Consider the following 22,202-nt stretch of genomic DNA (forward strand, 5'->3'; position numbering starts at 1 on the left):
TTCCTCCCAATATCGAAAACTCTTGGGGATTCACTCAGTTACCGCTCTCCTGCAACTCGAATTATTTAGGGCATATTACACACTCGTTATTGCCGAATTGTCGCTATTAAATAACGCTTATTTTCTGGTAAGGCACAATAACCGGGCACCATCTTACTAGGGTGATGCCCGTTGAGTTAATCAGACATCTGCCTGATTGTCAGGCTGGGCCACCGTGTCTGCGTTGCTCTCAACCACGCTTGGCTGCGGTTGATGAGTCAATTTAGACAAAATGCTCGCCAAAGTCTGACGCATAACTGGACGGCGAACGATCATATCAATCGCGCCTTTTTCAATCAGGAATTCACTGCGCTGGAAGCCCGGCGGCAGTTTTTCGCGTACGGTTTGTTCAATAACACGTGGGCCAGCAAAGCCAATCAACGCTTTCGGCTCAGCGATATTGATATCACCCAACATTGCCAGGCTGGCAGAGACGCCGCCCATGGTAGGGTCAGTCAGCACGGAAATGTAGGGTAAACCGCGCTCTTGCATTTTAGCCAGAGCTGCGCTGGTTTTTGCCATCTGCATCAATGACATCAACGCTTCCTGCATACGTGCACCACCACTGGAAGAGAAACAGACCAATGGGCAATTATCTTCCAAGGCCTGTTCAACGGCACGTACAAAGCGAGCACCGACCACTGACGCCATTGAACCGCCCATAAAGGCAAACTCAAACGAGGCGGCAACAATAGGCATACCTTGCAGCGTCCCTTTCATGGCAACCAGAGCATCTTTCTCGCCAGTATCTTTTTGTGCGGCTGAAAGACGATCTTTATACTTTTTGGAATCCCTAAATTTCAGGATATCCTTCGGCTCCAGTTCGCTACCCAATTCAACTTCACTGCCTGCATCCAACAGCATATGCAACCGTGCACGGGCTGACATACGCATATGGTGATCACACTTGGGACACACTTCCAGATTACGCTCCAGTTCAGCACGATAAAGTACCTGACCGCAGCTATCACATTTTGTCCACACCCCTTCAGGAATACTCGCTTTACGGGTTTGTGTGATGTTGCTTTTGTTAAGAATTCGTTCAATCCAGCTCATCGATGACCTTTCTGTTTGAACCTGGCTGTTGCCAGTCCGCTGTTCATGCTTTAACCATCTCCCTGAAAACTCCCCAATAAAAAATGCCTGAGATACACGCCAGTGCGACGTGGCTAAGGCACCGAAACTTGGATTGTCTGCAGGAACAGACCACAAATGTTACTCATTAAACCATATTGATTCGACAGTGTAGATAAAAAACTGGTGAACCCACAGCTTATGTAACGTTTTTACTGATTTTTTTGACGTACCGCAGCACGCCGATGCCGCCAAACTTCAAATACGCCTGGCAAAATTGACACAACGATAATGATCACAATCAATAACTTCAGATTATTCTGCACGATAGGTACGTTACCAAACAGGTAGCCAGCATAAGTGAATAACAACACCCATACCAACGCCCCAATCACGTTATAGGCAGCAAAGTGACGATAAGACATTTTACCCATACCGGCCACAAATGGGGCAAACGTGCGAATTATAGGGACAAACCGTGCCAGAATAATCGCTTTACCACCATGCTTCTCGTAGAACTGATGCGTCTTATCCAGATAACTGCGGCGGAAGATTTTAGAATCTGGATTGCTGAATAACTTTTCACCAAAGATACGGCCGATCGTGTAGTTAATCGCATCCCCCAGAATGGCGGCAATCACCATTAGGGTCACCATCGTGTGGACATTAAGATCATTGGAGGGCAACGATGCCAAGGCACCTGCAACAAACAGCAAAGAGTCCCCCGGCAGGAACGGTGTCACGACCAGACCGGTCTCACAGAATAAAATCAGGAATAGAATGGCGTAAACCCATATCCCATATTGCGCAACCAGCTCTGCCAGATGAACATCAATATTCAAAATAAAATCTATGACGAAACGTATAAATTCCATAAATACTCTCGAAATGAATAAACACACCCAATCGTTCATTAGGCGAATGAGATTAGCTGAATTTCCTTAGGTATTCCTTAGCCCAAAGCGACGCATCAGTTTGCTATCGATATCCCTGATAATTTGCTATCAGTATTTTTAATAACCTGTAAACCGTTAACTCTCGTCATCCGCCAAAAACAAAGGCCCCATAGGGGCTTTGGGTAACGCGAAGTGATCTGGATAATCGACAGACACTAAATACAACCCATCGGCTTTAGCGGTTGCGGCAGCACGTGTTCTGTCCTTCAATGCCAACAACTCTGCCATCCAGGTCACGTCCTGATTACCACAACCAATTTCTATCAGGCTCCCAACGATATTGCGCACCATATGATGTACAAACGCGTTGGCTTTGATATCTACCACGATATACGCGCCATGTCGGGTAACTTTGACATGTTTTACATTTCTCCATGGCGTACGGGATTGACATTGTACGGCACGGAAAGAGGTAAAATCATTTTCGCCGAGTAAACATTGCGCGGCGCGTTCCATTTTTTCTGCATCTAATGGCATATAGCAATGGGTGACCCCTTGCGCCAATATCGCAGGGCGATAGCGGTGGCTAAAAATGATATAGCGATATCGGCGGGCCGTTGCGCTAAAGCGGGCATGAAAATCGTTATCGACGGTTTTGACCCAACGCACTGCGATATCCGCTGGCAAATGGCTGTTGACCCCCATGGTCCAGGCGGCGTCTTTACGTACCGCGGAGGTAACAAAGTGCACCACCTGACCGGTGGCATGGACCCCCGCATCAGTACGGCCAGCGCAGAAGACCCCAATTGGCTCATTAGCCACTTTGGATAATGCCGCCTCAAGGCATGCCTGCACGCTGGCAACCTCTTGCTGCCGCTGCCAACCAAAATAGCGGCTGCCGTTATACTCAATACCCAACGCAATTTTCACACCGGCCACTTCTGCCGGTTTTTCTTGCTGAGCCAATATATTTTTCTGAACTAACGTTTCTTCCTGACCTAACTCAAACCCGGACATCAGTAAAGTTGCTCCTGCAACAGGCGCTCTGCCGTTTCAATCGCCATCAATGCGCCACCGAAACGAATATTGTCAGCCACCGACCAGAATTGCAGCACCTCAGGAATACCATAATCGTTGCGAATACAACCAACACTCAGGACATCACTGCCGGAGGCGTCGCTAACCTGAGTTGGGTAATCATCTTCCTCAAACAATTGGATATCTTCGCAATTCCCCAGCTCGCTACGGGCCTCTTCGGCAGCGATCGGGCGCAATGCTTCCAGATGAACCACTTGTGCATGACCATAAAATACTGGCGACTGAATACAGCTTACGGTTATCGGCAAACCTTCGTCCTGTAACACTTTACGCACCTGATCAACCAGACGGCGCTCTTCGCTCACACTGCCCTCTTCATCAGCCAGCAGCGGTAAGACGTTAAACGCCAATTGCTTAGGAAAGATACCGGGTTCAGCAGGAATGCCATTGAGCAGCTTGGCACTTTGTCCGGCGAGATCATCCACCGCCGCTTTGCCATGGGCTGAAGCTGAAATCAGGTTAGTGACATGCAGGCGAGACAGCCCAGCCTGTTCCGTCAGCGGTTTAATCGCCGTCAACAACTGGCTGGTCAGGCTATCGGCCACCGCCACGATATTGCGATTACGGTAATCAGCCAGCACCTGAGGATTCACACTCGGCACCACCAAGGGAATATCTGGCTCCATAGCGAACAAGCCGCTACTATCGATCACCAGACAACCAGCACTTCCGGCCTCTTCCGCATATTGTGCCGATGCTTCACGGCCTGCGACAAAAAAGGCGAGTTGGGCCTGGGACCAGTCAAACTCAGCCGCATTTTCAACCAGTATACTTTTACCGTTAAAACGTACGGTAGCACCAGCACTGCGCTCGCTCGCCAAAGGATACAATTCACCAACTGGGAACTGGCGCTCATTTAACAGCTCCAGCAAAGCTTCACCTACTGCGCCCGTTGCTCCTAATAGAGCAATATTCCAGCCGTCAGACATGTTGGTTTTCTCCGCTATAGTTCATTGAATAATATGGGCTCATTGAATAATATGGCCTCATTGAATGACATGAGTTTATTGAAAAACATGAATTTATTGAACAGCAAGGGCGGCAACATACCGCCCTGTTATTAATTTTTCACGAATGATATTCGTACTACCCTATCGTCACTGCAATTGAGTGGTAAAACCTAGCTGCTGCAAGAGTGCAGCACTGGCAGCATCATCGCACTGTACACACAGTGATGACCATTCACGTCGTTCCTGGTAATGCTTGCGTAGGCGGTCAAACCCCCCCGGTAGGCCAGCAACATGGCGCAATGGCGCATCATCGCGGCGCACATCATACACTAAGTGCATCAATCGTTTTAATTTGCCTTCACCCAACTCACCATTTAGACGTAAATGGCTAAATTCTGGTACTGGCAGTAAAGAGGCCAGCTCGACCGACTGTGGTTGCCCCAAATGCTGACTGAACGCCTCAAAAACCTGAGTAGTACCCCGTGCTTTGCCTTCTAGCGTATATCCGGCAATATGTGGTGTGCCGATATCGACACGAGCCAACAGCGGTAAAGACAGATCTGGTTCTGGCTCCCAGACGTCCAGTACTACGCTGAGTTTTTTTCCTTTTTCCAGCGCCCGTAATAACGCCGCGTTATCCACCACCGCACCACGACAGGCGTTGATCAGAATACGGCCATCCGGTAAGGCGGCCAGCAGTTCATCATCGGCCATGTGTAAACTTTGGTAGGCACCGGTTTTATTCAGCGGAGTATGGAAGGTTAGAACGTCAGCCTCACGCACCAGTTTCTCCAACGGCCAGAAGGCTTCGTTATCGTCACGATCAGCACGTGGGGGGTCGCACAACAAGGTCCGAACGCCCAAGGCTTGCAAACGAGCATTCAGCCGTGAACCCACATTCCCGACGCCGATAATGCCCACGGTTTTATCGCGCAACTGGAAACCATCCCGTTCAGCCATCATCATCAACGCAGAGAAAACATATTCAACCACGGCAATGGCGTTACAACCGGGGGCCGCAGAGAAACCGATCCCCTGCTGACACAGCCAAGTGTCATCGACATGGTCGGTACCCGCCGTCGCCGTGCCAATAAAACCAATTGAGGTACCGTGTAACAGCGCCTCGTTCACTTTAGTGACCGAACGCACCATCAGAGCATCGGCATCAACCAAGGCGTCACGAGGAATAGGACGCCCAGGCACAGCCTGTACATCACCTAAACGCCGGAACAGTTCCTCAGCGTACGGCATATTTTCATCAACCAGAATTTTCACTTTGCTCTCCGACAGCCTACTGCCATACAGATGAAAAACAGGGGGGCTTAGTATAAGCCACTATTGCCCCGCCGGAAACGCTCAGGCGTGGTACCTGATATTTGCTGGAACATGGCGATAAAAGCAGAGGCGGAGCTATAACCGACATCCAACGCCACACTGTGTACCGTTTTCCCCTGCTCTAACAATGAGATGGCATGTAAAAAACGTAAGCGCTGCCGCCATTCGCTAAATGCCATGCCAAGCTCCTGCTGGCAACGGCGCGATAAGGTACGTTCGGTGGTATACACCCGCCTGGCCCAAAGTGCCAGCGAGGTGCTATCCGCAGGGCAGCGTTCCAATGCCGCCAATATAGGCGACAAAAGCTTATCTTGTGAGGTAGGCAGATACGTCCGCTGCACCGGAGACATCTTGAGTTGATCAATCAATACATGGGCCAGGCGTATATCCTGCTGAGTTTTTGGCATCAATAAACCACGCGTAAAACAATCCTCCACAATGGCATTAAAGATAGGGCTGACATTCATCAGGCAAGGTGACGCCAGGAGTTCGGTACAAAAATCCAACGCAATATCAATGGCACGAAAATGCATGGGTTTGCGATTATAGCTAGAGTGCTCCATGCCTGCGGGGATCCAGATAATAAATTCAGGTGGTGCAAGGAAGCGCTGACCACCAATGCTCATGGCCAGAACACCGGATTTCACGCATATCAATTGCCCAAAAGGGTGTGTGTGAGGCAAAAATTCGGTATTGGCATTAAAAGCTTCACAGCGAAAGGACAAGGTCTGTGGAATCCTTAAGGTGACTACGGGAAAATCAGGTTTTGTCATCGTCCATTATCCCTTACAGCAAAATCATGCTCTTCATGGTTATTACCTTAATCACGGTAATGATTGTCTTAATCACCCAAGTTATTGTCTGATTATCGTTATATAGAATAAATCAGACAGCTGTAGACTACACCGCATATTTTTTAGTTAAGAATTATTATCATGAATGTTTTATTTCCATTGTTTGCGGTGATTATCTGGTCAGTTAATGCCGTGGTGAGTAAGATCTCTGCCACCGCCATTGATCCGGCAGCAATCTCCTTCTACCGCTGGTTACTGGCACTGCTGACATTATCCCCATTTCTGCTGCCCGGTGCGGTCCGCAATTGGCAAGCGATACGTGTCTATTGGTGGAAATTAATGATACTGGGGATGCTGGGCATGGTGTTGTACCAAAGCCTGGCTTACTATGCCGCCCACAGTGTCAGCGCACTGTTTATGGGGATCCTCAGCTCATTAATTCCGCTGTTGACTGTGCTTATCAGTATTGTGTTATTACGCGTGGCACCAACCGTTGGGATTGCTCTGGGTAGCCTGCTGTCCTTAGGGGGGTTAATTTGGTTGGTCAGTGCGGGCAACCCGACTCAACTGCTGCAACATGGGATCGGTAAAGGGGAATTAATGATGCTTGGTGCGTCAGCCTCCTATGCGCTGTATGGGGTATTAACTAAACGCTGGGCTATTCAACTGCCGAACTGGCAATCCCTTTATATGCAAATCGCTTTTGGTGCTGTGCTGCTGCTACCTGGCTTCCTGATGACCCCAGATGTGCAGCTAACGGCACAGAATATTCCCTTGGTGCTCTTTGCTGGTATTCCAGCCTCAATTTTTGCACCTTATTTATGGATTCAGGGCGTGATGCGACTGGGCGCTAATACTGCGTCTATCTTTATGAATCTGACACCCGTCTTTACTGCAATCATTGCCGTAGCCTTCTTGCATGAGCAGTTGCACAGCTATCACTTGATTGGTGGCAGCATTACCCTTGCCGGAGTGGTGCTGGCCCAACGTCTGCGCAGACCATTGCGGCGCAATTTAGATCTTGATGGACATATCCCAAACAATAAAAACATTAGATAACGGCAAGACGCCTGGTAGAACCCAAAGTGGGTATAAATATATATACCCAAAATAATTCGAGTGGCAGGAAGGTAGCAACTGAGTCAGTCCCCAGGAGGTTATTTATTTTAAGATCAACAACAAGTCAGTGACTGGGGTGACAACAGTTATTGACACTTAAAGTCAAAAGAGAAAATCAAAAGCAAGAAGAATATATTGGTCGCGCCCATTTACAGGTATTATTACACCAGCCTGCGCCTATCGCCGGGTTTCCCTTATCTCCTCCACAGCGAAGGACCGGTTATATGCAACCTTTGAACGGCCCAGGTGTTCCCATTGGCAATGATCGCCATGTCACGCCCACTAAGTTGACCGCCCAATCCCCGGTGGAAGATCAGGCGCTAACCCCTGCGCAGCGTACTACATTAGAGAAATTGATTGTGCGGATTATGGCCCTCAGCCCCATTAAATCGGCCGAAATCTGGGCCGGGCTTCGCCATAATCTATCTTTGGACGCAACCAGTGATTTGCTTGCACGCCACTTTCAGCCTGCCGAGCAGCTACTACAAACCCGCCTGTCTCAAGCACAGGAAAATCATGCTAATCAACAGTTTCGTCAACAACTCACCGCATTATTACCACAAGGGAATAACCGGCAGGCAGTCAGTGATTTTATCCGCCAGCAATTCGGCCATACGGTATTAAGTCAGTTAAGCCACACCGAGTTACAGCAAGTATTGGTTCTATTGCAATCTGGTACGCTGAATATTCCTCAACCACAACTGACAACCCTAACCGATAGGCCATTGCTACCCGCCGAGCATCAGAATATTCAATCACTGGTGGCGAAACTCAGTGCCGCAACAGGTGAACAACCCGGAAAAATCTGGCAAACATTGTTTGATATGGTTGGAGTAAAACATCATGATCCGCTGCCCGCTCGCCATTTCCAGCTACTAAGCCAGTTCTTGCAAACTAAAGTGGCCCTAAGCCAACAAACTGCCCCAACATTAGTTAACCTGCAAACTGCCCTTAAGCAGCCAGCAGATACACAAGAACAACAGTTATTGGCCGATTACAGCCAAAACCGTTTTCAGGCCAGCCCAACAACTCCGCTGACGCAAGCACAGTTGAACGATATTATCAATATTCTGTTTGCCGCCCGATTAGATAGAGCCAATGCTGCCCAACATTTAGATGAAGAACACAAGCCCCTTCAGCCACTGATTAACCCGTTCATTGCCTCGCTACCAGAGTCATTACAGCCCTTATTACAGAAACCGTCACTCGTGGTTGTGGCATTGATTATCGTGATAGCCTTTCTATTGGCCATTTTTCTTTGAGCCATCAATACCCTTCCCCAAGTAAAAACCATGGCTCAGTTCAAGGCACCATTAAAATACACAAATATAAGAAGCGGCTAATATATCAGTCTCTTTTAACGGGCTGCTTAAGGATAGCTCAGGTTGATGGGCTTATCCTGCCGGTTATAAATAATTTTCGTCCGGCCTAATGCAATTTCGGAATAACTGGCCAAGAACAATTAATAAGATAGAGTGAATGGCAGTTAAAATATTTTACTCTTTTATATAGCATATAAAAAAGCATGCAGAATATCTTCCACATGCTTTTTTAAAGAAATTTAGATAGCTTAAAATATATAATTAATTATAGGCGAGGGTAAAGTTAGCTACGCTGCTGAATTCGCCGGGGACCACACTACCTTCCTCTGCACTGGTGCCTTTCAGGTAAGCAGAGAATTTCAGGCTGTTACTGCCCTGATCCAGGGTCTTGCTCACCGAAGCCGTACCACGTTTAATTGTCGCACCCGCTTCATCGGTGATCACAATGCCTGCACCATCAGCCAAACCAATCAATTTCAACATCTCAGCATCCACACCATCGGGTGTACCATCAAAGGTAATGGACACATTCTTCATCGTAGCCACATCACATTTCTCCAGACCAATGCTGAAACTACGTGGTTCAGAAGAGCCCATGTTAGCCAGTGATGCAGTAGAAATCTGACCCAGTTCAACAACCTGATCAGCTGCTTCGGAAGTAATTGAACAAGGTGCTTCAATGATAGACCCGGTAAAAGTCACTTTACCCTTACCTTGGTCAGCAGCATTAGCAGCGAAGGCAGAAAGAGACAATACAGCAGCAACTAATACACTTTTCTTGAAGTTAGACATTATATAACCTTAATTTAATTTGAAGTTTTTTCATTAATATAGAAAGACCTTATTATCGCAAAATATTTTATCTGCGGAAGCGTCTTACTACTTATTATAATGAAATAAAAAGATGCAATTATCGTTACAGCCATTTTAACCGATAAAAAGGACATCCATTCCTTATGGGAAAGTCAAATCGATAAAACAGGCTGTCATATTCAGTTAATGCGTCATGCGTTAACACCACTCATTATTAAAGGAGAGATTTCGGGAGACTAATGACTCCCTACTTAGCGACTTATTAATTCAGCCCCTCTCGACCATGTGAAGAAGTATACGCGATTCTTTCCGCTGGTAAATAGAGAATTGGCGGGCATTTAGCGCGTAAAGAGACTTTACATATGCGCATTAATCCCATAAAAACATAAAAAACCAGTTTATATGACCATCAAGAATTATCTTGGCAACAGAAACACCCAGAATATTAACCATAAGTACCACACTGCGGTTACAAATATAATGATGGTGAAGTCATAATATCAGAAATAACATTTACTCTCTCTGATTTGACCTACACATCAAATATGAATAGGGCGAATTATTGGTGGGAATTTTCTTACTTTCTCACAATAACATCTCATAATACCGTTTATACCCAAGTGACTTCGAGTTGCCGAAAGGCAGTAAGCGAAAGACAAATCGGTGTACGATGGCTTTCACTTATAACGTAGTGGCACTGCCGCCCTCAGTCCACATTGTCTTATTGCCCATACGCCTGCTATCTTGGTGTCTGCATGAGCTGATACTTCTTGTTCGTCTGCTATATACCCGTCGCCCTTCAAGATGCAGGGGGTTATCTGCCCTTGCTCACCCCAGTCACTTAGTTATCTAAGCTCCTGAGGATTTACTCAGTTGCAGCCTACCTGCATCTTGAAGTAACTTGGGTATAGATGACTGATAGGAATAATAATGATGAAAATTTTAGGTCTTATTGGTGGCATGAGCTGGGAATCAACCATTCCCTATTACAGGATGATTAACCAGCAAGTTAAAGCACAATTAGGCGGCTTACACAGCGCTAAAATTATTCTCTACAGTGTAGACTTTCATGAGATTGAACAGCTTCAGGCAAAAGGCGACTGGCAAACAGCCGCTCAGTTACTCTCTGATGCCGCTATCTCATTAAAACATGCTGGTGCGGAGGTTATAGTGGTATGCACTAATACCATGCACAAAGTGGCCGATGATATTGAAGTAGCCTGTGGATTGCCCTTACTGCACATTGCTGATGCCACTGCCGTCCAAATTAAGCAGCAAGGAATAGATAAAATCGGTCTATTAGGGACCCGCTATACCATGGAGCAAGATTTTTACCGTGGCCGTTTAACAGAAAAACACGGCATTGAGGTTATCACTCCAGACGATACAGACCGAGAGACAGTTAACCACATTATTTATGAAGAGCTCTGCTTGGGGATCATCAGTGAAACCTCTCGGAATGCCTATCGCCGAGTGATGAAGAAACTCGAAGCACGGGGCGTGCAAGGGATTATTTTTGGGTGTACCGAAATCACGCTACTGGTTAACGCGCAAGATGCCTCAGTACCGGTGTTTGATACCACAGCGATACATGCCAGCGCCGCGGCTGATTACGCACTGCAATAATCAAGAATACTACTTACAATATAAGGAAGACAATAATAAGGAAGAGGCCCGGCAACCCTATGGGCAATGAAGGTTATCTCTGAGCTCAACTGCTGATCATATTTTTGCCTGCCGCTTTTGCGATATAAAGCATTTTATCAGCACGAATTAAAAGTTGTTCTTGCGCTTCGTTATGTTGCAATTCGACGACACCGAGACTCATTGTCACACGAATATAGCCCTCAACCAGCTTTAATGCTACCCGCTCCCTGATTTTTTCAGCTAGATTTTTAGCGTCCTTTAACTGTGTATTAGGTAAGACAATCATAAACTCATCGCCTCCCCAGCGGCCCAAGACATCAATTTCTCTAATGTTATTCCTAATCACATCAACAATATGTGTCAGCGTTAAATCACCCACAGAATGACCGTACTGATCATTAATGGATTTAAAATCATCTAAATCCAATGAGAGCAATGACAGCGGCTGACAAAATCGCTTCGCACGAAGATATTCATGTTTCAGTACTTTTTCCAATAAATAACGGTTAGCCGCAGACGTTAATACATCTGTTTCTGAAAGACTTTTCTTGATATCAAGTTGCTGCTGTAAACGTAAATTAGTTTCACGTAACTCCACCGTCCGATCCTCGATTAACGCTTCCAGCGATTTATTCTTTCTTTCTAACTTTTCAAGCCGCTGTTTTCTATTATGTATATTACGGTGTGCACCTATCATCCGTGAGACAGAGCCATCAAGGTTACGCTCCACGACCTTGCCACGATCCTCTATCCAGATATAGTCACCTTCGTAAGTACGACACCGGTATTCAATCTGATACCTCTCAACTTGATTATTAAGATAGGCATCAAAATGAAACATAACGCGCTCAAAATCGTCTGGATGAATTATTTTCTCCCAGATATGTACCGTGTTCTCAAATGTATGGGCGGAATACCCTAACATTTCATACCAACCCGTATTACGATACACAAATCCACTGTTGGCATTCCAATCCCAAATACCGTCACTTATCACTTCCAGAATTTCATGAACAACGTGCTCGTTTAAATCGGCAATCTTAATCGTCTGATCACTTTGATTATCGCTCATTGAACTGCCCTGCTGCGTTAGTAAACTAAGAGACAGAATAAATTTGTTTGATTATTGTTCTAATATTGTGAATTAAGGTTTTTGGGGAGGCAAGGCTTTTTCTATTACAATTTGACTTAAAAGGAGTCACAACAGATGAAATTGCAGGTCATTCGTTAACATTCAATCACCTACTTCTTATATTTTTATTTAAAATATCTAACGTTATTCACTTCTCAGCAAGTTAGCAACCGAGTAAATCCCAGTAAACTGGCTTACTTTTGTGATTCAGATGAGTGAAAAACCTATGTTGTGAATAAGAATTTACTTGTGAATAAAACGTTTGGTCGAAGATAAAAATCGACCAAACGTAAAAGTTGAACGAATTTAGGTATTACTCGAATGTTGGCATTGATCAAACGTAAAAAGCCTGCGATCTCTCGCAGGCTCAGACTGCTGACAAACCCCGATGACGCGATCTTGAACGGTGAGGATAGGCAGAGGAGTAAAGAGTCCGCGCCAAGGATGGCGCGGCTCGAGCCTACATGGATGTATTTACGGCGTCTTTACGATCTGCCTGTTCTCTCCGTCGCGGGCACTTTGTCAATAACCTCAAGCCTGCGATCTCTCGCAGGCTCTGAGTATTAAATCTGAATCAGCAAAACAGTTTTGCGTTTGAGTTTACTTCTGATATTTACGCATCACTAATGTTGCATTAGTGCCACCGAAACCAAAACTGTTAGACATCACCGTGGTCAGTTCACGTTGCGTTGTCTCAGTGATGATATTCATCCCCTGCGCTTGTTCATCCAGATTATCAATGTTAATGCTTGGTGCGATAAAGCCATGTTCAACCATCAGCAAGCTGAAGATAGCCTCATGTACACCCGCCGCCCCAAGGGAATGGCCAGTCATTGCTTTGGTCGAGGAAATCGCTGGCGTGTTATTACCAAACACTTCACGAATTGCACCTAGCTCTTTTACATCACCAACCGGGGTAGATGTACCATGTACGTTCATGTAGTCGATTGGCGTATCAACACCTTCCATTGCCATTTGCATGCAACGAACTGCGCCTTCACCTGACGGTGCAACCATGTCAGCACCATCGGAAGTGGCACCATAGCCAACAATTTCAGCATAAATATGTGCGCCACGAGCCAGAGCATGTTCCAGCTCTTCAACCACAACCATACCGCCGCCACCTGCGATCACAAAACCATCACGGTCTTGATCGTAAGTACGGGAAGCTTTAGCAGGGGTATCATTATATTTGGTCGATAATGCGCCCATCGCGTCAAATTCACAGGCCATTTCCCAGCACAGTTCTTCACCACCACCGGCAAAGACCACGTCCTGTTTGCCCAATTGGATCAGCTCCAAAGCATGGCCAATACAATGAGCGGAAGTCGCACAAGCGGAACTGATAGAGTAGTTAACCCCTTTGATTTTAAACGGTGTTGCCAGACACGCGGAGACACCGGATGCCATGGCTTTAGTCACCATATAAGGGCCAACACCTTTCAGGCCACGTGGAGTACGCATAGCATCAGAACCGGCAACCTGGTTACGTGGCGAACCACCACCTGAACCCACCACCAATCCGCTACGGAAATTAGAAACCTGAGAATCAGACAACCCAGAGTCAGTAATGGCCTCTTGCATCGCAAGATAAGCATAAATTGAGGCATCGCTCATAAAACGCAGCACTTTGCGGTCGATGAGATCTTTAGGCTCAGACTGGAGTTTTACATCACCCCATACATGGCTGCGCATACCTGCGTCTTTAAATTCTTGAGCGAAAGTAATGCCAGAGCGGCCTTCCTGCAAAGATGCCAAAACTTCCTGCTGGTTATTACCAATGCTGGAAACAATACCCAAGCCAGTAATTACTGCACGCTTCATTAAATACCTCTTCCACTAATTTTACATTCGGGATTTTGCAACGCACTTTAGCGTACAGTTGTACGCCGAACAAGTCCGATCAGCGTAATATAGCCAGAAAATTTTACAATTTGCACGTGGAAGGTCACCTCGTTAGAATCGCTCCACCCCTTGAGATACGAGTCTTCTAACGTGAGCCAACGCCCAATCCAAACCGCAACACTAAGCTGGAATGAACAGGGTACACCTGTATCTGAACAGTTTGGTGACATCTATTTTTCCAATGAGGATGGTCTGGAAGAAACTCACCACGTTTTTCTCAAAGGGAATGGGTTTCCTGCACGCTTCGCTTCCCACCCGCAGCAAAACTGTATTTTTGCTGAAACGGGCTTTGGCACTGGTTTAAACTTCCTGACATTGTGGCGTGATTTTGCCCTATTTAGGCAACAATCGCCCAATGCAACGCTTCGGCGGTTGCATTACATTAGCTTTGAAAAATACCCACTTCAAGTAGCCGATTTAGCCTCAGCCCATGCCCGTTGGCCGGAGTTAGCCTCTTTCGCTGAACAATTGCGTGCGCAGTGGCCCCTACCGTTGGCCGGTTGCCATCGTATTTTGTTGGCCGACGGTGCCATCACGTTGGATTTATGGTTCGGTGATGTCAATACCCTATTACCCGAGTTAGACGATAACCTAAATAATCAGGTAGATGCCTGGTTCCTTGATGGTTTTGCTCCCGCCAAGAATCCAGATATGTGGAATGAGCGTTTGTTCAATGCCATGGCACGAATGGCCCGGCCGGGGGGGACTTTTTCAACTTTTACCGCCGCCGGATTTGTGCGCCGTGGTTTGCAACAGGCAGGATTTGACGTGACCAAAGTGAAAGGTTTCGGGCAAAAACGAGAAATGCTGACCGGCACCCTGCCACAACAGATTCATGCGCCCACTACGCCTTGGTATCACCGGCCTGCCGCCACGCACTGTGATGATATTGCTATTATCGGTGGCGGGATTGTCAGCGCCTTGACCGCACTGGCCTTACAGCGTCGCGGAGCAGTGGTTACGCTCTACTGTGCTGACGCACAGCCAGCACAGGGAGCATCAGGCAACCGACAAGGGGCACTCTACCCGTTACTCAATGGTAAAAATGATGTGCTGGAAACCTTTTTTACCAGTGCCTTTACCTTTGCCCGCCGCCAGTACGACCAGCTACTTGAGCAAGGGATTGCCTTCGACCATCAATGGTGTGGTGTCAGCCAATTAGCGTTTGATGACAAGAGCCGTGGCAAAATTGAGAAGATGCTGCACACACAATGGCCAATTGAATTTGCCGAAGCAATGAGCCGTGAGCAACTTAGTGAGTTGGCAGGGCTAGATTGTGCCCATGATGGCATACACTATCCTGCTGGCGGCTGGCTCTGCCCCTCTGACCTCACTCACGCACTGATGACACTGGCGCAACAAAACGGGATGACATGCCACTATCAACATGAATTGCGGCGATTAAAACGCATTGATAACCAGTGGCAACTGACTTTTGGTCAATCACAAGCGGCTAAACATCATGCCACCGTCATTTTGGCAACTGGCCACCGCTTACCTGAATGGGAACAAACTCACCATCTGCCATTGTCTGCGGTACGTGGGCAGGTGTCACACATTCCTACCACCTCGGAACTCAGCCAACTGCAACAGGTTTTGTGCTATGACGGTTACCTGACGCCAGTCAACCCAGCCAATTGGCACCATTGTATTGGTGCCAGTTATCAGCGTGGCGATGTCACTACTGATTTTCGCCTAACCGAGCAGCAGGAGAACCGTGAGCGTCTGTTACGCTGTCTGCCACAAGTCAGTTGGCCACAACAGGTAGATGTCAGCGATAATCAGGCTCGTTGTGGCGTCCGCTGCGCTATCCGCGACCATTTGCCGATGGTTGGTGCCGTACCGGATTATGCTGCGACGCTGGCTCAATATCAGGACCTGTCTCGTCGAATTCAGCATGGTGGTGAGAGTAAGGTAAATGATATCGCTATCGCGCCAGTATGGCCTGAGTTATTTATGGTCGGGGGATTAGGTTCCCGTGGCTTATGCAGTGCACCATTGGTGGCCGAGATTCTGGCCGCGCAGATGTTCGGTGAACCACTGCCGTTAGATGCCAAAACGCTGGCAGCATTGAACCCTAACCGTTTTTGGATCAGAAAGTTATTGAAAGGCAGGCCGGTACAATCTCGCTCCCCGGCCACCCAAGAGTCGTCAAGATGAGTGACAAGTGCCGTTAACTATCGCTCCCCCTGCGGCTTCAAGAACGAAGGGTAACGCCCAAAGTTATTGGAGTCGCAGGTAGGCAGCAAACGAACGAATCCCGATGAGTCTATTTATTTTAAGGTCAACGACCAGTCAGTGATTCGGGTGAGCGATCACCGCTAACACCCCTGCGGCTTCAAGGACGAAGGGCGTGTGCTAATAAACGATCCCAAAGACCTAACACCAAAACTTGATCTGGAGGGGAAAGCTCGCCAGCTTTGATGGCTTTCTCCAGACTAGTTTGTACCCGCGCATGTAATTGTTCAGCGGAGTGCTCACCATGCTCTTCAGACTCAGCCACTGCCAGTGTCAGATGCCCTCGCAGGTAACCTCCGGCAAATAAATCATCATCGCTGGCGTGCTCTACCATGTCATCAATTTGCGCCAAGATATGTGTTTCAAACTCTGCGATCATCACTCTTCCTCAATATATTTATTTTGTGCCCAAAGTCATTGGTGTTGCAGGTAGGCGCTAAATCAAATCTTCCGGGTAAGGAAAGAGTTCAGGAGCCAACGGCGGCGTATTGTAAAACGATTGGAGCGCCTGAATAAAGCCCGCAGGTCGTGTGGATATACCCTGTTCCAGCAGCCACAACACCTGTTCACGGACTTTGCGCTGGAATATTATGCGATCTGGCTCGCAGTCGCCTTCCAGATTGTCGCAACTGACATTGAAAGGGAAACCGGCGGCAACACAAAACATCCATTCCAACGCCTGTGGCTTGATTTCTACCGCTTCAAATTGGCTTTGAGTTAATGCATCGCGCCCATCAGGGCAATACCAATAGCCAAAATCCACCTGCTTGCGCCGTTCTTTGCCTGCAATACACCAATGGGAGATTTCATGCATCGCACTGGCATAATAGCCATGAGCGAAAATCACCCTATGGTGAGGAGATCCTTCATCGGCGGGTAAATAGATAGGCTCATCGTCACCTTTCACCAAGTGGGTATTATATTCGCCGCTAAAACAGGTATTGAAGATATCGATTAACTGCTGATAATGATGATTCATACTCTGGTCCGTAAGAGAGGGTAACCACCGCTAAAGTCACTGTATTTAGCGGTGGTTTGTGCCTAAATTGATGCAAAAGCCAAGCCATATAAAACTAAGCTATATAAAACCAAGCTATATAAAACCAAGCTATGCGAAAATATGCCGTCCCAGCCAAGAGCCAATCTCAGCACCGTGGTTGTCATACAGCAGCTTGCAGCTCATGACGAATGACACGACGACAATCATTGGCCGAATCAATTTCTGACCACGCGTCAATACCATATGTGCGCCAAGACGCGCACCCAGTACTTGCCCTACCAGCATCACCAAGCCGATACTCCACACCACCTTCCCACCGATGATAAAGAATATCAGCCCGCCTAAATTTGACGTGAAATTGAGTACTTTGGCATGGGCGGTGGATTTCGCCAGATTAAAACCGCACAGGGTAACAAAAGCCAATGCATAGAACGAACCGGCACCGGGGCCAAAGAAGCCATCGTAAAAACCTATCCCACCACCGGCAATTAATGCAAAAGGCAAAGCAGACAAGCGGCGCTGTTGATCAACCTCACCCAGTTTTGGGGTTAGCAAAAAATAGACACCAATACCGATCACCAACAGCGGTAAAATTTGTCGCAGAATATCGGCCCGCATGTACTGAACTAAAATCGCTCCCAGCATCGACCCCACAAGAGTAAGGGCAATTGTCAGTTTTTGCTGCTTTAGGTTAACCGCATCACGGCGAATAAAGTACAGGCTGGCGGAGAACGAACCGCCAACAGATTGCAGCTTATTGGTCGCCAATGCCTGCGCTGGGGGTAATCCCACCGCCAACAACGCGGGGACGGTTAACAAACCGCCCCCGCCAGCAATGGAATCAATAAACCCGGCTAATAATGCAACGACAAAGAGTATCCCCAAGACAGCAGGACCAAGGGTAAACCAATCCATGACTTATTCCGTAGCGAAGTGGTTATCCAGTAAGGCCTGGCAGGAAGGTGGCAATGGCGGTGGTAAAGTTTTACCTGGTTTAGCACTTGGCGGTGGCGGTTGGAACCAGCTTTCCAGCTCGGCACCGCAGCCATCGCCCGGTGGCGGTGTCTCTTGATCCACACACTCCAGACTATCGGCTGGACAACGTAAGCGTACATGCATGTGTGCACGATGAGCAAACCACGGCCGGACTTTATGCAACCACTGACGATCGGCACCTGCATCCAGACAAAGCTGCTTTTTAATTGCCGGATTGACGAAGATACGCGTAACATCGTTATCTTTGGCGGCCAATTTGATCAAACTCTCAATTTGTGGCTGCCAAAGTGCGGGGATCACCCGCTTACCATTGACCGCCACTAAGTCTATCGGCTGCGGCTTCAATAACTGCTGCTGACTCCAACGCTGTTTTGGCAGTTGTAGCCAAATATCCACATCCAAACCAGACTGATGGCTGGCATGACCACTACTAAAACGCCCACCCGCAGGCATAGCCATATCACCAATCAACACCGTGCCCAATTGTTGCTGGTGAGCTTGCGCACTGAGACGATGAATAAAATTCAACAAATCAGGGTGACCAAAATAACGGCGCTGATCCGAGCGCATAACTTGATAGTCTTCAGACTCAAGCGGTAAAGGCAGAGCGCCAATCACACAACCATTAGCAAAGCCACCGATTGACTGTGGAGAACCCGCCACAGGGTGCGTAATCTGTTGCCATGGCGTGGTAGCCATGACAGGGGCTATGGTGACCAACGCCATCATACCCACTATCCAATTTTTCATACTATCTACCAACGCGGAACGTCTGAAGTCACATCTCCGCACTGCGCACGCTGGCGCAGTAGGTGATCCATAAGGACGATAGCCATCATCGCTTCTGCAATGGGTACCGCCCGGATACCCACACACGGGTCATGACGGCCTCGGGTCACCATTTCAACCGCTTCTCCTTGCCGATTGATAGTTTGCCCCGGAACCATAATGCTGGAGGTGGGTTTTAATGCAATATGAGCAACAACTGGCTGCCCGCTGCTAATCCCCCCTAAAATGCCGCCAGCATGATTACTCTGGAAGCCTTGCGGAGTAATTTCATCGCGGTTTTCACTGCCACGCTTAGTGACGACAGCAAAACCATCGCCAATTTCCACCCCTTTTACCGCGTTGATACTCATCAACGCATGAGCAAGATCCGCATCCAAACGATCAAATACTGGCTCACCTAAACCTACGGGTACATTTTCAGCGACGACAGTGATTTTGGCACCAATGGAATCACCGGCTTTTTTCAGTTCACGCAGTAGGGCATCCAGCGGCTCCAGTTTGCTGGCATCGGGGCAGAAGAATGGATTTTGCTCAACCAAATCCCAATCGAGCAAATCACAGCTAATATCACCCATTTGCGCCAGATAACCGCGAACCTGTACACCAAATTTTTGTGCTAAATACTTTTTAGCAATAGCGCCCGCAGCCACCCGCATCGCGGTTTCACGGGCTGAAGAGCGGCCACCACCACGGTAATCCCGTACGCCGTATTTTTGCTCATAGGTATAATCGGCATGACCGGGACGGAACACATCTTTAATTGCGCTGTAATCTTGTGAACGCTGATCCGTATTTTCAATCATTAACCCGATACTGGTACCCGTAGTCACTCCCTCAAATACGCCGGATAAAATGCGAACTTGATCCAGCTCACGGCGCTGAGTGGTATAACGAGACGTTCCCGGACGGCGACGGTCAAGATCCAACTGAATATCAGCCTCGGTAATCGGAATGCCCGGTGGTACACCATCAATAATGCATCCTAGGGCGATACCGTGAGATTCACCAAAAGTGGTGACGCGGAAAAACTGCCCAATACTGTTCCCAGCCATCACAGCTCCTTTGAGTCATAAGCGGTCTGCCAGATGGCGATTAACCGTACTGACAGACTTGATAAGAAATGATCAATTAATCACGGTACATACTGAAATGTGCAGCGCAGTCAATCAGTTGCTGTTTAGTCAGCATAAAGACCCCATCGCCACCCTTTTCGAATTCCAGCCAAGTGAATGGTACATCTGGATACTGATCCATCAAATGCACCATGCTGTTGCCAACTTCACAAATCAACACGCCGTCATCCTGTAAAAAGTCGGGGGCACAGGCCAAAATACGACGGGCCAGTTTCAACCCATCGCTACCCGCAGCCAAACCCAGTTCAGGTTCAAAACGGAATTCTTGCGGTAAATCTGCCATATCTTCAGCATCAACATAGGGCGGATTGGTCACAATCAGGTCATATTTGATAGGCGGTAAATCGCGGAATAGATCGGAACGAATAGGCGTGACCTGATGCTCCATACCGTGTTGCTGAATATTGTGCTCAGTTACCGCCAGTACATCATTGGAGATATCCACAGCATCGACTTCTGCGTCTGGGAAAGCATAGGCGCAAGCAATAGCAATACACCCACTGCCAGTACACATGTCCAAAATATGATTTGGCTGATGATGAATTAACCCGTCAAAGCGATTTTCGATCAACTCACCAATCGGTGAACGTGGCACTAACACCCGCTCATCCACATAATATTCCATGCCACAGAACCACGCTTTATTGGTTAGGTAAGCGACCGGGATACGCTCGTTAACCCGGCGAATAACCCGCTCAACGATGCGATGACGCTCGCTGGACGTTAGGCGTGAACTACGTATATCTTCTGGAATATCAATAGGTAAGAATAGACTAGGGAAAACCAGTTGTACCGCTTCGTCCCACGGATTATCCGTACCGTGACCATAGAAAATATTAGCAGCATTAAAACGGCTCACGGTCCAACGCAGCATATCCTGAATGGTGTGCAGCTCATTTACTGCTTCATCGACGAAAATCTTGTCCAAGGTATTCTCCAACTGCTTATGTGTAAATTTGTCATCTATACGCCTAGTTTGCCATGAAGCCCGTGACAAATCAGCAGCAATACATCCGTTGAATGATAACCGAATAATAAAAAAAAGCCTGCCAAGGCACAAACAACTAAAAGTATGACGGATATCGACATTTATTTCGACAGATGGCTTGCAGCAGGTAAACTGGGCGCAATTGAATTAGGTATAGAACAGACGATGAAAAAAAAATATCACCTGACACCAGATGAGTTACAGCTATTTAAAGAATCGATAACGGGTGCTAAAAAACTCAGACAAGACACTATCGTCCACCACACACCGCCGAAGTTAGGCAAAAAAATCGCACCAGAACGCTTGCTGCAAGAGCAGGTGGATGCCAGTTATTATTTTTCTGATGAATTCCAACCGCTGTTAGATACTGATGGTCCGACACGCTATGTTCGGCCTGGTGTCGATAACTTTGAAGTTAAGAAACTGCGTCGTGGTGATTACTCACCAGAAATGTTTTTGGATCTACATGGCTTAACCCAGAAGCAGGCTAAACAAGAGCTGGGGGCATTAATTGCGGCTTGCAAGCGCGAACATGTGCATTGCGCCTGTGTTATGCATGGTCACGGTAAACATGTTTTGAAGCAGCAGACGCCGCTCTGGATGGCACAACACCCTGATGTTTTGGCATTCCATCAAGCCCCTAAAGAGTGGGGTGGAACCGCAGCATTGCTGTTATTGATTGAATTAGAAGAGTGACGGTACTTGATTGAATTGGAAGAGTAACGGTGCTGGCAGTTATGTTGTCAGCCAATAACGCTGCATTAGTAGTCAATAAGCTTGTGTTCTTGTGTCATCCGCCAACAAACTTGTTTCGCCAAAAAATTAAGTCCGTGCTGTCAATAAGCCAATAAGCGAAAGCGCGGCAAAAATGCCGCGCCAGTTAGACGTTGATGAAGGCTATATTTTAGCGGCTCGTGGCTTAGTCATGACAGCC

The 22,202-nt window shown here is 47.5% G+C and carries 20 protein-coding genes and 1 pseudogene; 6 read left to right on the forward strand and 15 right to left on the reverse strand.

The genetic code is table 11. From position 1 onward, the window contains the following. Positions 1-180: 180 nt before the first annotated feature. From accD to AC971_RS09720, 6 genes are all read right to left on the reverse strand, one after another. Positions 181-1,095, reverse strand: a complete 915-nt coding sequence (gene accD, locus AC971_RS09695; protein WP_025384334.1) for an acetyl-CoA carboxylase, carboxyltransferase subunit beta — start codon at positions 1,093-1,095, stop codon at positions 181-183. Between the two features lie 230 nt (positions 1,096-1,325). After that, positions 1,326-1,988 carry a DedA family protein gene (locus AC971_RS09700; protein ID WP_002209728.1) on the reverse strand — a complete coding sequence of 221 codons (663 nt, stop codon included), beginning with the start codon at positions 1,986-1,988 and terminating at the stop codon, positions 1,326-1,328. Between the two features lie 156 nt (positions 1,989-2,144). Next, positions 2,145-3,026 carry a tRNA pseudouridine(38-40) synthase TruA gene (gene truA, locus AC971_RS09705; RefSeq protein ID WP_025384335.1) on the reverse strand — a complete coding sequence of 294 codons (882 nt, stop codon included), beginning with the start codon at positions 3,024-3,026 and terminating at the stop codon, positions 2,145-2,147. Continuing rightward, complete coding sequence (locus AC971_RS09710; protein ID WP_025384336.1) at positions 3,026-4,036, reverse strand: aspartate-semialdehyde dehydrogenase; 1,011 nt, start codon at positions 4,034-4,036, stop codon at positions 3,026-3,028. The genes truA and AC971_RS09710 overlap by 1 nt, the downstream gene beginning before the upstream one ends. 168 nt (positions 4,037-4,204) lie before the next feature. Beyond that, positions 4,205-5,332: a 4-phosphoerythronate dehydrogenase PdxB gene (gene pdxB / locus AC971_RS09715; protein WP_025384337.1), complete on the reverse strand. Its 1,128-nt coding sequence runs from the start codon at positions 5,330-5,332 to the stop codon at positions 4,205-4,207. Positions 5,333-5,379: 47 nt separating this feature from the next. Continuing rightward, positions 5,380-6,165 carry an AraC family transcriptional regulator gene (locus AC971_RS09720; protein WP_025384338.1) on the reverse strand — a complete coding sequence of 262 codons (786 nt, stop codon included), beginning with the start codon at positions 6,163-6,165 and terminating at the stop codon, positions 5,380-5,382. 162 nt (positions 6,166-6,327) lie between these two features. On the opposite strand from AC971_RS09720, the gene AC971_RS09725 reads away from it, so the two are divergent. Both AC971_RS09725 and flk read left to right on the forward strand, forming a co-directional pair. Then, positions 6,328-7,245, forward strand: coding sequence for a DMT family transporter (locus AC971_RS09725; RefSeq protein ID WP_025384339.1), 918 nt, complete (start codon positions 6,328-6,330; stop codon positions 7,243-7,245). Between the two features lie 284 nt (positions 7,246-7,529). Then, entirely contained in the window at positions 7,530-8,567 is a 1,038-nt protein-coding gene (gene flk / locus AC971_RS09730) for a flagella biosynthesis regulator Flk (protein WP_025384340.1), read from the forward strand. 321 nt (positions 8,568-8,888) lie between these two features. On the opposite strand, the gene AC971_RS09735 is transcribed toward flk, so the two are convergent. Further along, the gene (locus AC971_RS09735; RefSeq protein ID WP_025384341.1) at positions 8,889-9,419 is read right to left on the reverse strand and encodes a fimbrial protein; all 531 of its coding nucleotides are present in this window, start codon (positions 9,417-9,419) and stop codon (positions 8,889-8,891) included. A 954-nt stretch (positions 9,420-10,373) separates the two neighbouring features. Between AC971_RS09735 and AC971_RS09740 the strand changes: the two genes are divergently transcribed. Then, positions 10,374-11,066, forward strand: coding sequence for an aspartate/glutamate racemase family protein (locus AC971_RS09740; RefSeq protein WP_071825561.1), 693 nt, complete (start codon positions 10,374-10,376; stop codon positions 11,064-11,066). A gap of 85 nt (positions 11,067-11,151) precedes the next feature. Here the strand turns inward: AC971_RS09740 and AC971_RS09745 are convergent, their stop codons facing one another. Next, complete coding sequence (locus AC971_RS09745) at positions 11,152-12,159, reverse strand: sensor domain-containing diguanylate cyclase (RefSeq protein ID WP_025384343.1); 1,008 nt, start codon at positions 12,157-12,159, stop codon at positions 11,152-11,154. Positions 12,160-12,683: 524 nt separating this feature from the next. Here AC971_RS09745 and AC971_RS25125 point away from each other — a divergent pair. Continuing rightward, positions 12,684-12,761, forward strand: a pseudogene (locus tag AC971_RS25125) (gluconate 5-dehydrogenase); the annotation flags it as partial. Positions 12,762-12,819: 58 nt separating this feature from the next. Here the strand turns inward: AC971_RS25125 and fabB are convergent. After that, the gene (fabB, locus tag AC971_RS09750) at positions 12,820-14,043 is read right to left on the reverse strand and encodes a beta-ketoacyl-ACP synthase I (protein ID WP_025384344.1); all 1,224 of its coding nucleotides are present in this window, start codon (positions 14,041-14,043) and stop codon (positions 12,820-12,822) included. A gap of 171 nt (positions 14,044-14,214) precedes the next feature. Between fabB and mnmC the strand changes: the two genes are divergently transcribed. Then, positions 14,215-16,284 carry a bifunctional tRNA (5-methylaminomethyl-2-thiouridine)(34)-methyltransferase MnmC2/FAD-dependent 5-carboxymethylaminomethyl-2-thiouridine(34) oxidoreductase MnmC1 gene (gene mnmC / locus AC971_RS09755; RefSeq protein ID WP_025384345.1) on the forward strand — a complete coding sequence of 690 codons (2,070 nt, stop codon included), beginning with the start codon at positions 14,215-14,217 and terminating at the stop codon, positions 16,282-16,284. A 178-nt stretch (positions 16,285-16,462) separates the two neighbouring features. Here the strand turns inward: mnmC and AC971_RS09760 are convergent, their stop codons facing one another. The 6 genes from AC971_RS09760 to prmB all read right to left on the reverse strand — a co-directional run bounded on the left by AC971_RS09760 (position 16,463) and on the right by prmB (position 21,208). Then, a complete protein-coding gene (locus AC971_RS09760; protein WP_025384346.1) occupies positions 16,463-16,741 on the reverse strand; it encodes a YfcL family protein in 279 nt (92 codons plus the stop codon). A gap of 57 nt (positions 16,742-16,798) precedes the next feature. Next, a complete protein-coding gene (locus AC971_RS09765) occupies positions 16,799-17,341 on the reverse strand; it encodes an elongation factor P hydroxylase (RefSeq protein WP_025384347.1) in 543 nt (180 codons plus the stop codon). Between the two features lie 129 nt (positions 17,342-17,470). Then, positions 17,471-18,277, reverse strand: a complete 807-nt coding sequence (locus AC971_RS09770) for a sulfite exporter TauE/SafE family protein (RefSeq protein ID WP_025384348.1) — start codon at positions 18,275-18,277, stop codon at positions 17,471-17,473. A gap of 3 nt (positions 18,278-18,280) precedes the next feature. Continuing rightward, entirely contained in the window at positions 18,281-19,108 is an 828-nt protein-coding gene (mepA, locus tag AC971_RS09775) for a penicillin-insensitive murein endopeptidase (protein WP_025384349.1), read from the reverse strand. Between the two features lie 5 nt (positions 19,109-19,113). Then, positions 19,114-20,199 carry a chorismate synthase gene (aroC, locus tag AC971_RS09780; protein ID WP_025384350.1) on the reverse strand — a complete coding sequence of 362 codons (1,086 nt, stop codon included), beginning with the start codon at positions 20,197-20,199 and terminating at the stop codon, positions 19,114-19,116. A gap of 76 nt (positions 20,200-20,275) precedes the next feature. Beyond that, complete coding sequence (gene prmB, locus AC971_RS09785) at positions 20,276-21,208, reverse strand: 50S ribosomal protein L3 N(5)-glutamine methyltransferase (protein ID WP_025384351.1); 933 nt, start codon at positions 21,206-21,208, stop codon at positions 20,276-20,278. A 225-nt stretch (positions 21,209-21,433) separates the two neighbouring features. Between prmB and smrB the strand changes: the two genes are divergently transcribed. After that, a complete protein-coding gene (smrB, locus tag AC971_RS09790; RefSeq protein WP_038402746.1) occupies positions 21,434-21,964 on the forward strand; it encodes an endonuclease SmrB in 531 nt (176 codons plus the stop codon). Positions 21,965-22,202 lie beyond the last annotated feature (238 nt).

Source organism: Yersinia similis (assembly GCF_001053095.1).
Taxonomy (GTDB): domain Bacteria; phylum Pseudomonadota; class Gammaproteobacteria; order Enterobacterales; family Enterobacteriaceae; genus Yersinia; species Yersinia similis.

Coding starts and splice junctions, on each gene's coding strand:
- accD (WP_025384334.1), bottom strand. CDS start 1,095: ATGAGCTGGATTGAACGAATTCTTAACAAAAGCAACATCACACAAACC.
- AC971_RS09700 (WP_002209728.1), bottom strand. CDS start 1,988: ATGGAATTTATACGTTTCGTCATAGATTTTATTTTGAATATTGATGTT.
- truA (WP_025384335.1), bottom strand. CDS start 3,026: ATGTCCGGGTTTGAGTTAGGTCAGGAAGAAACGTTAGTTCAGAAAAAT.
- AC971_RS09710 (WP_025384336.1), bottom strand. CDS start 4,036: ATGTCTGACGGCTGGAATATTGCTCTATTAGGAGCAACGGGCGCAGTA.
- AC971_RS09720 (WP_025384338.1), bottom strand. CDS start 6,165: ATGACAAAACCTGATTTTCCCGTAGTCACCTTAAGGATTCCACAGACC.
- AC971_RS09725 (WP_025384339.1), top strand. CDS start 6,328: ATGAATGTTTTATTTCCATTGTTTGCGGTGATTATCTGGTCAGTTAAT.
- flk (WP_025384340.1), top strand. CDS start 7,530: ATGCAACCTTTGAACGGCCCAGGTGTTCCCATTGGCAATGATCGCCAT.
- AC971_RS09735 (WP_025384341.1), bottom strand. CDS start 9,419: ATGTCTAACTTCAAGAAAAGTGTATTAGTTGCTGCTGTATTGTCTCTT.
- AC971_RS09740 (WP_071825561.1), top strand. CDS start 10,374: ATGAAAATTTTAGGTCTTATTGGTGGCATGAGCTGGGAATCAACCATT.
- AC971_RS09745 (WP_025384343.1), bottom strand. CDS start 12,159: ATGAGCGATAATCAAAGTGATCAGACGATTAAGATTGCCGATTTAAAC.
- fabB (WP_025384344.1), bottom strand. CDS start 14,043: ATGAAGCGTGCAGTAATTACTGGCTTGGGTATTGTTTCCAGCATTGGT.
- AC971_RS09760 (WP_025384346.1), bottom strand. CDS start 16,741: ATGATCGCAGAGTTTGAAACACATATCTTGGCGCAAATTGATGACATG.
- AC971_RS09765 (WP_025384347.1), bottom strand. CDS start 17,341: ATGAATCATCATTATCAGCAGTTAATCGATATCTTCAATACCTGTTTT.
- AC971_RS09770 (WP_025384348.1), bottom strand. CDS start 18,277: ATGGATTGGTTTACCCTTGGTCCTGCTGTCTTGGGGATACTCTTTGTC.
- mepA (WP_025384349.1), bottom strand. CDS start 19,108: ATGAAAAATTGGATAGTGGGTATGATGGCGTTGGTCACCATAGCCCCT.
- aroC (WP_025384350.1), bottom strand. CDS start 20,199: ATGGCTGGGAACAGTATTGGGCAGTTTTTCCGCGTCACCACTTTTGGT.
- smrB (WP_038402746.1), top strand. CDS start 21,434: ATGAAAAAAAAATATCACCTGACACCAGATGAGTTACAGCTATTTAAA.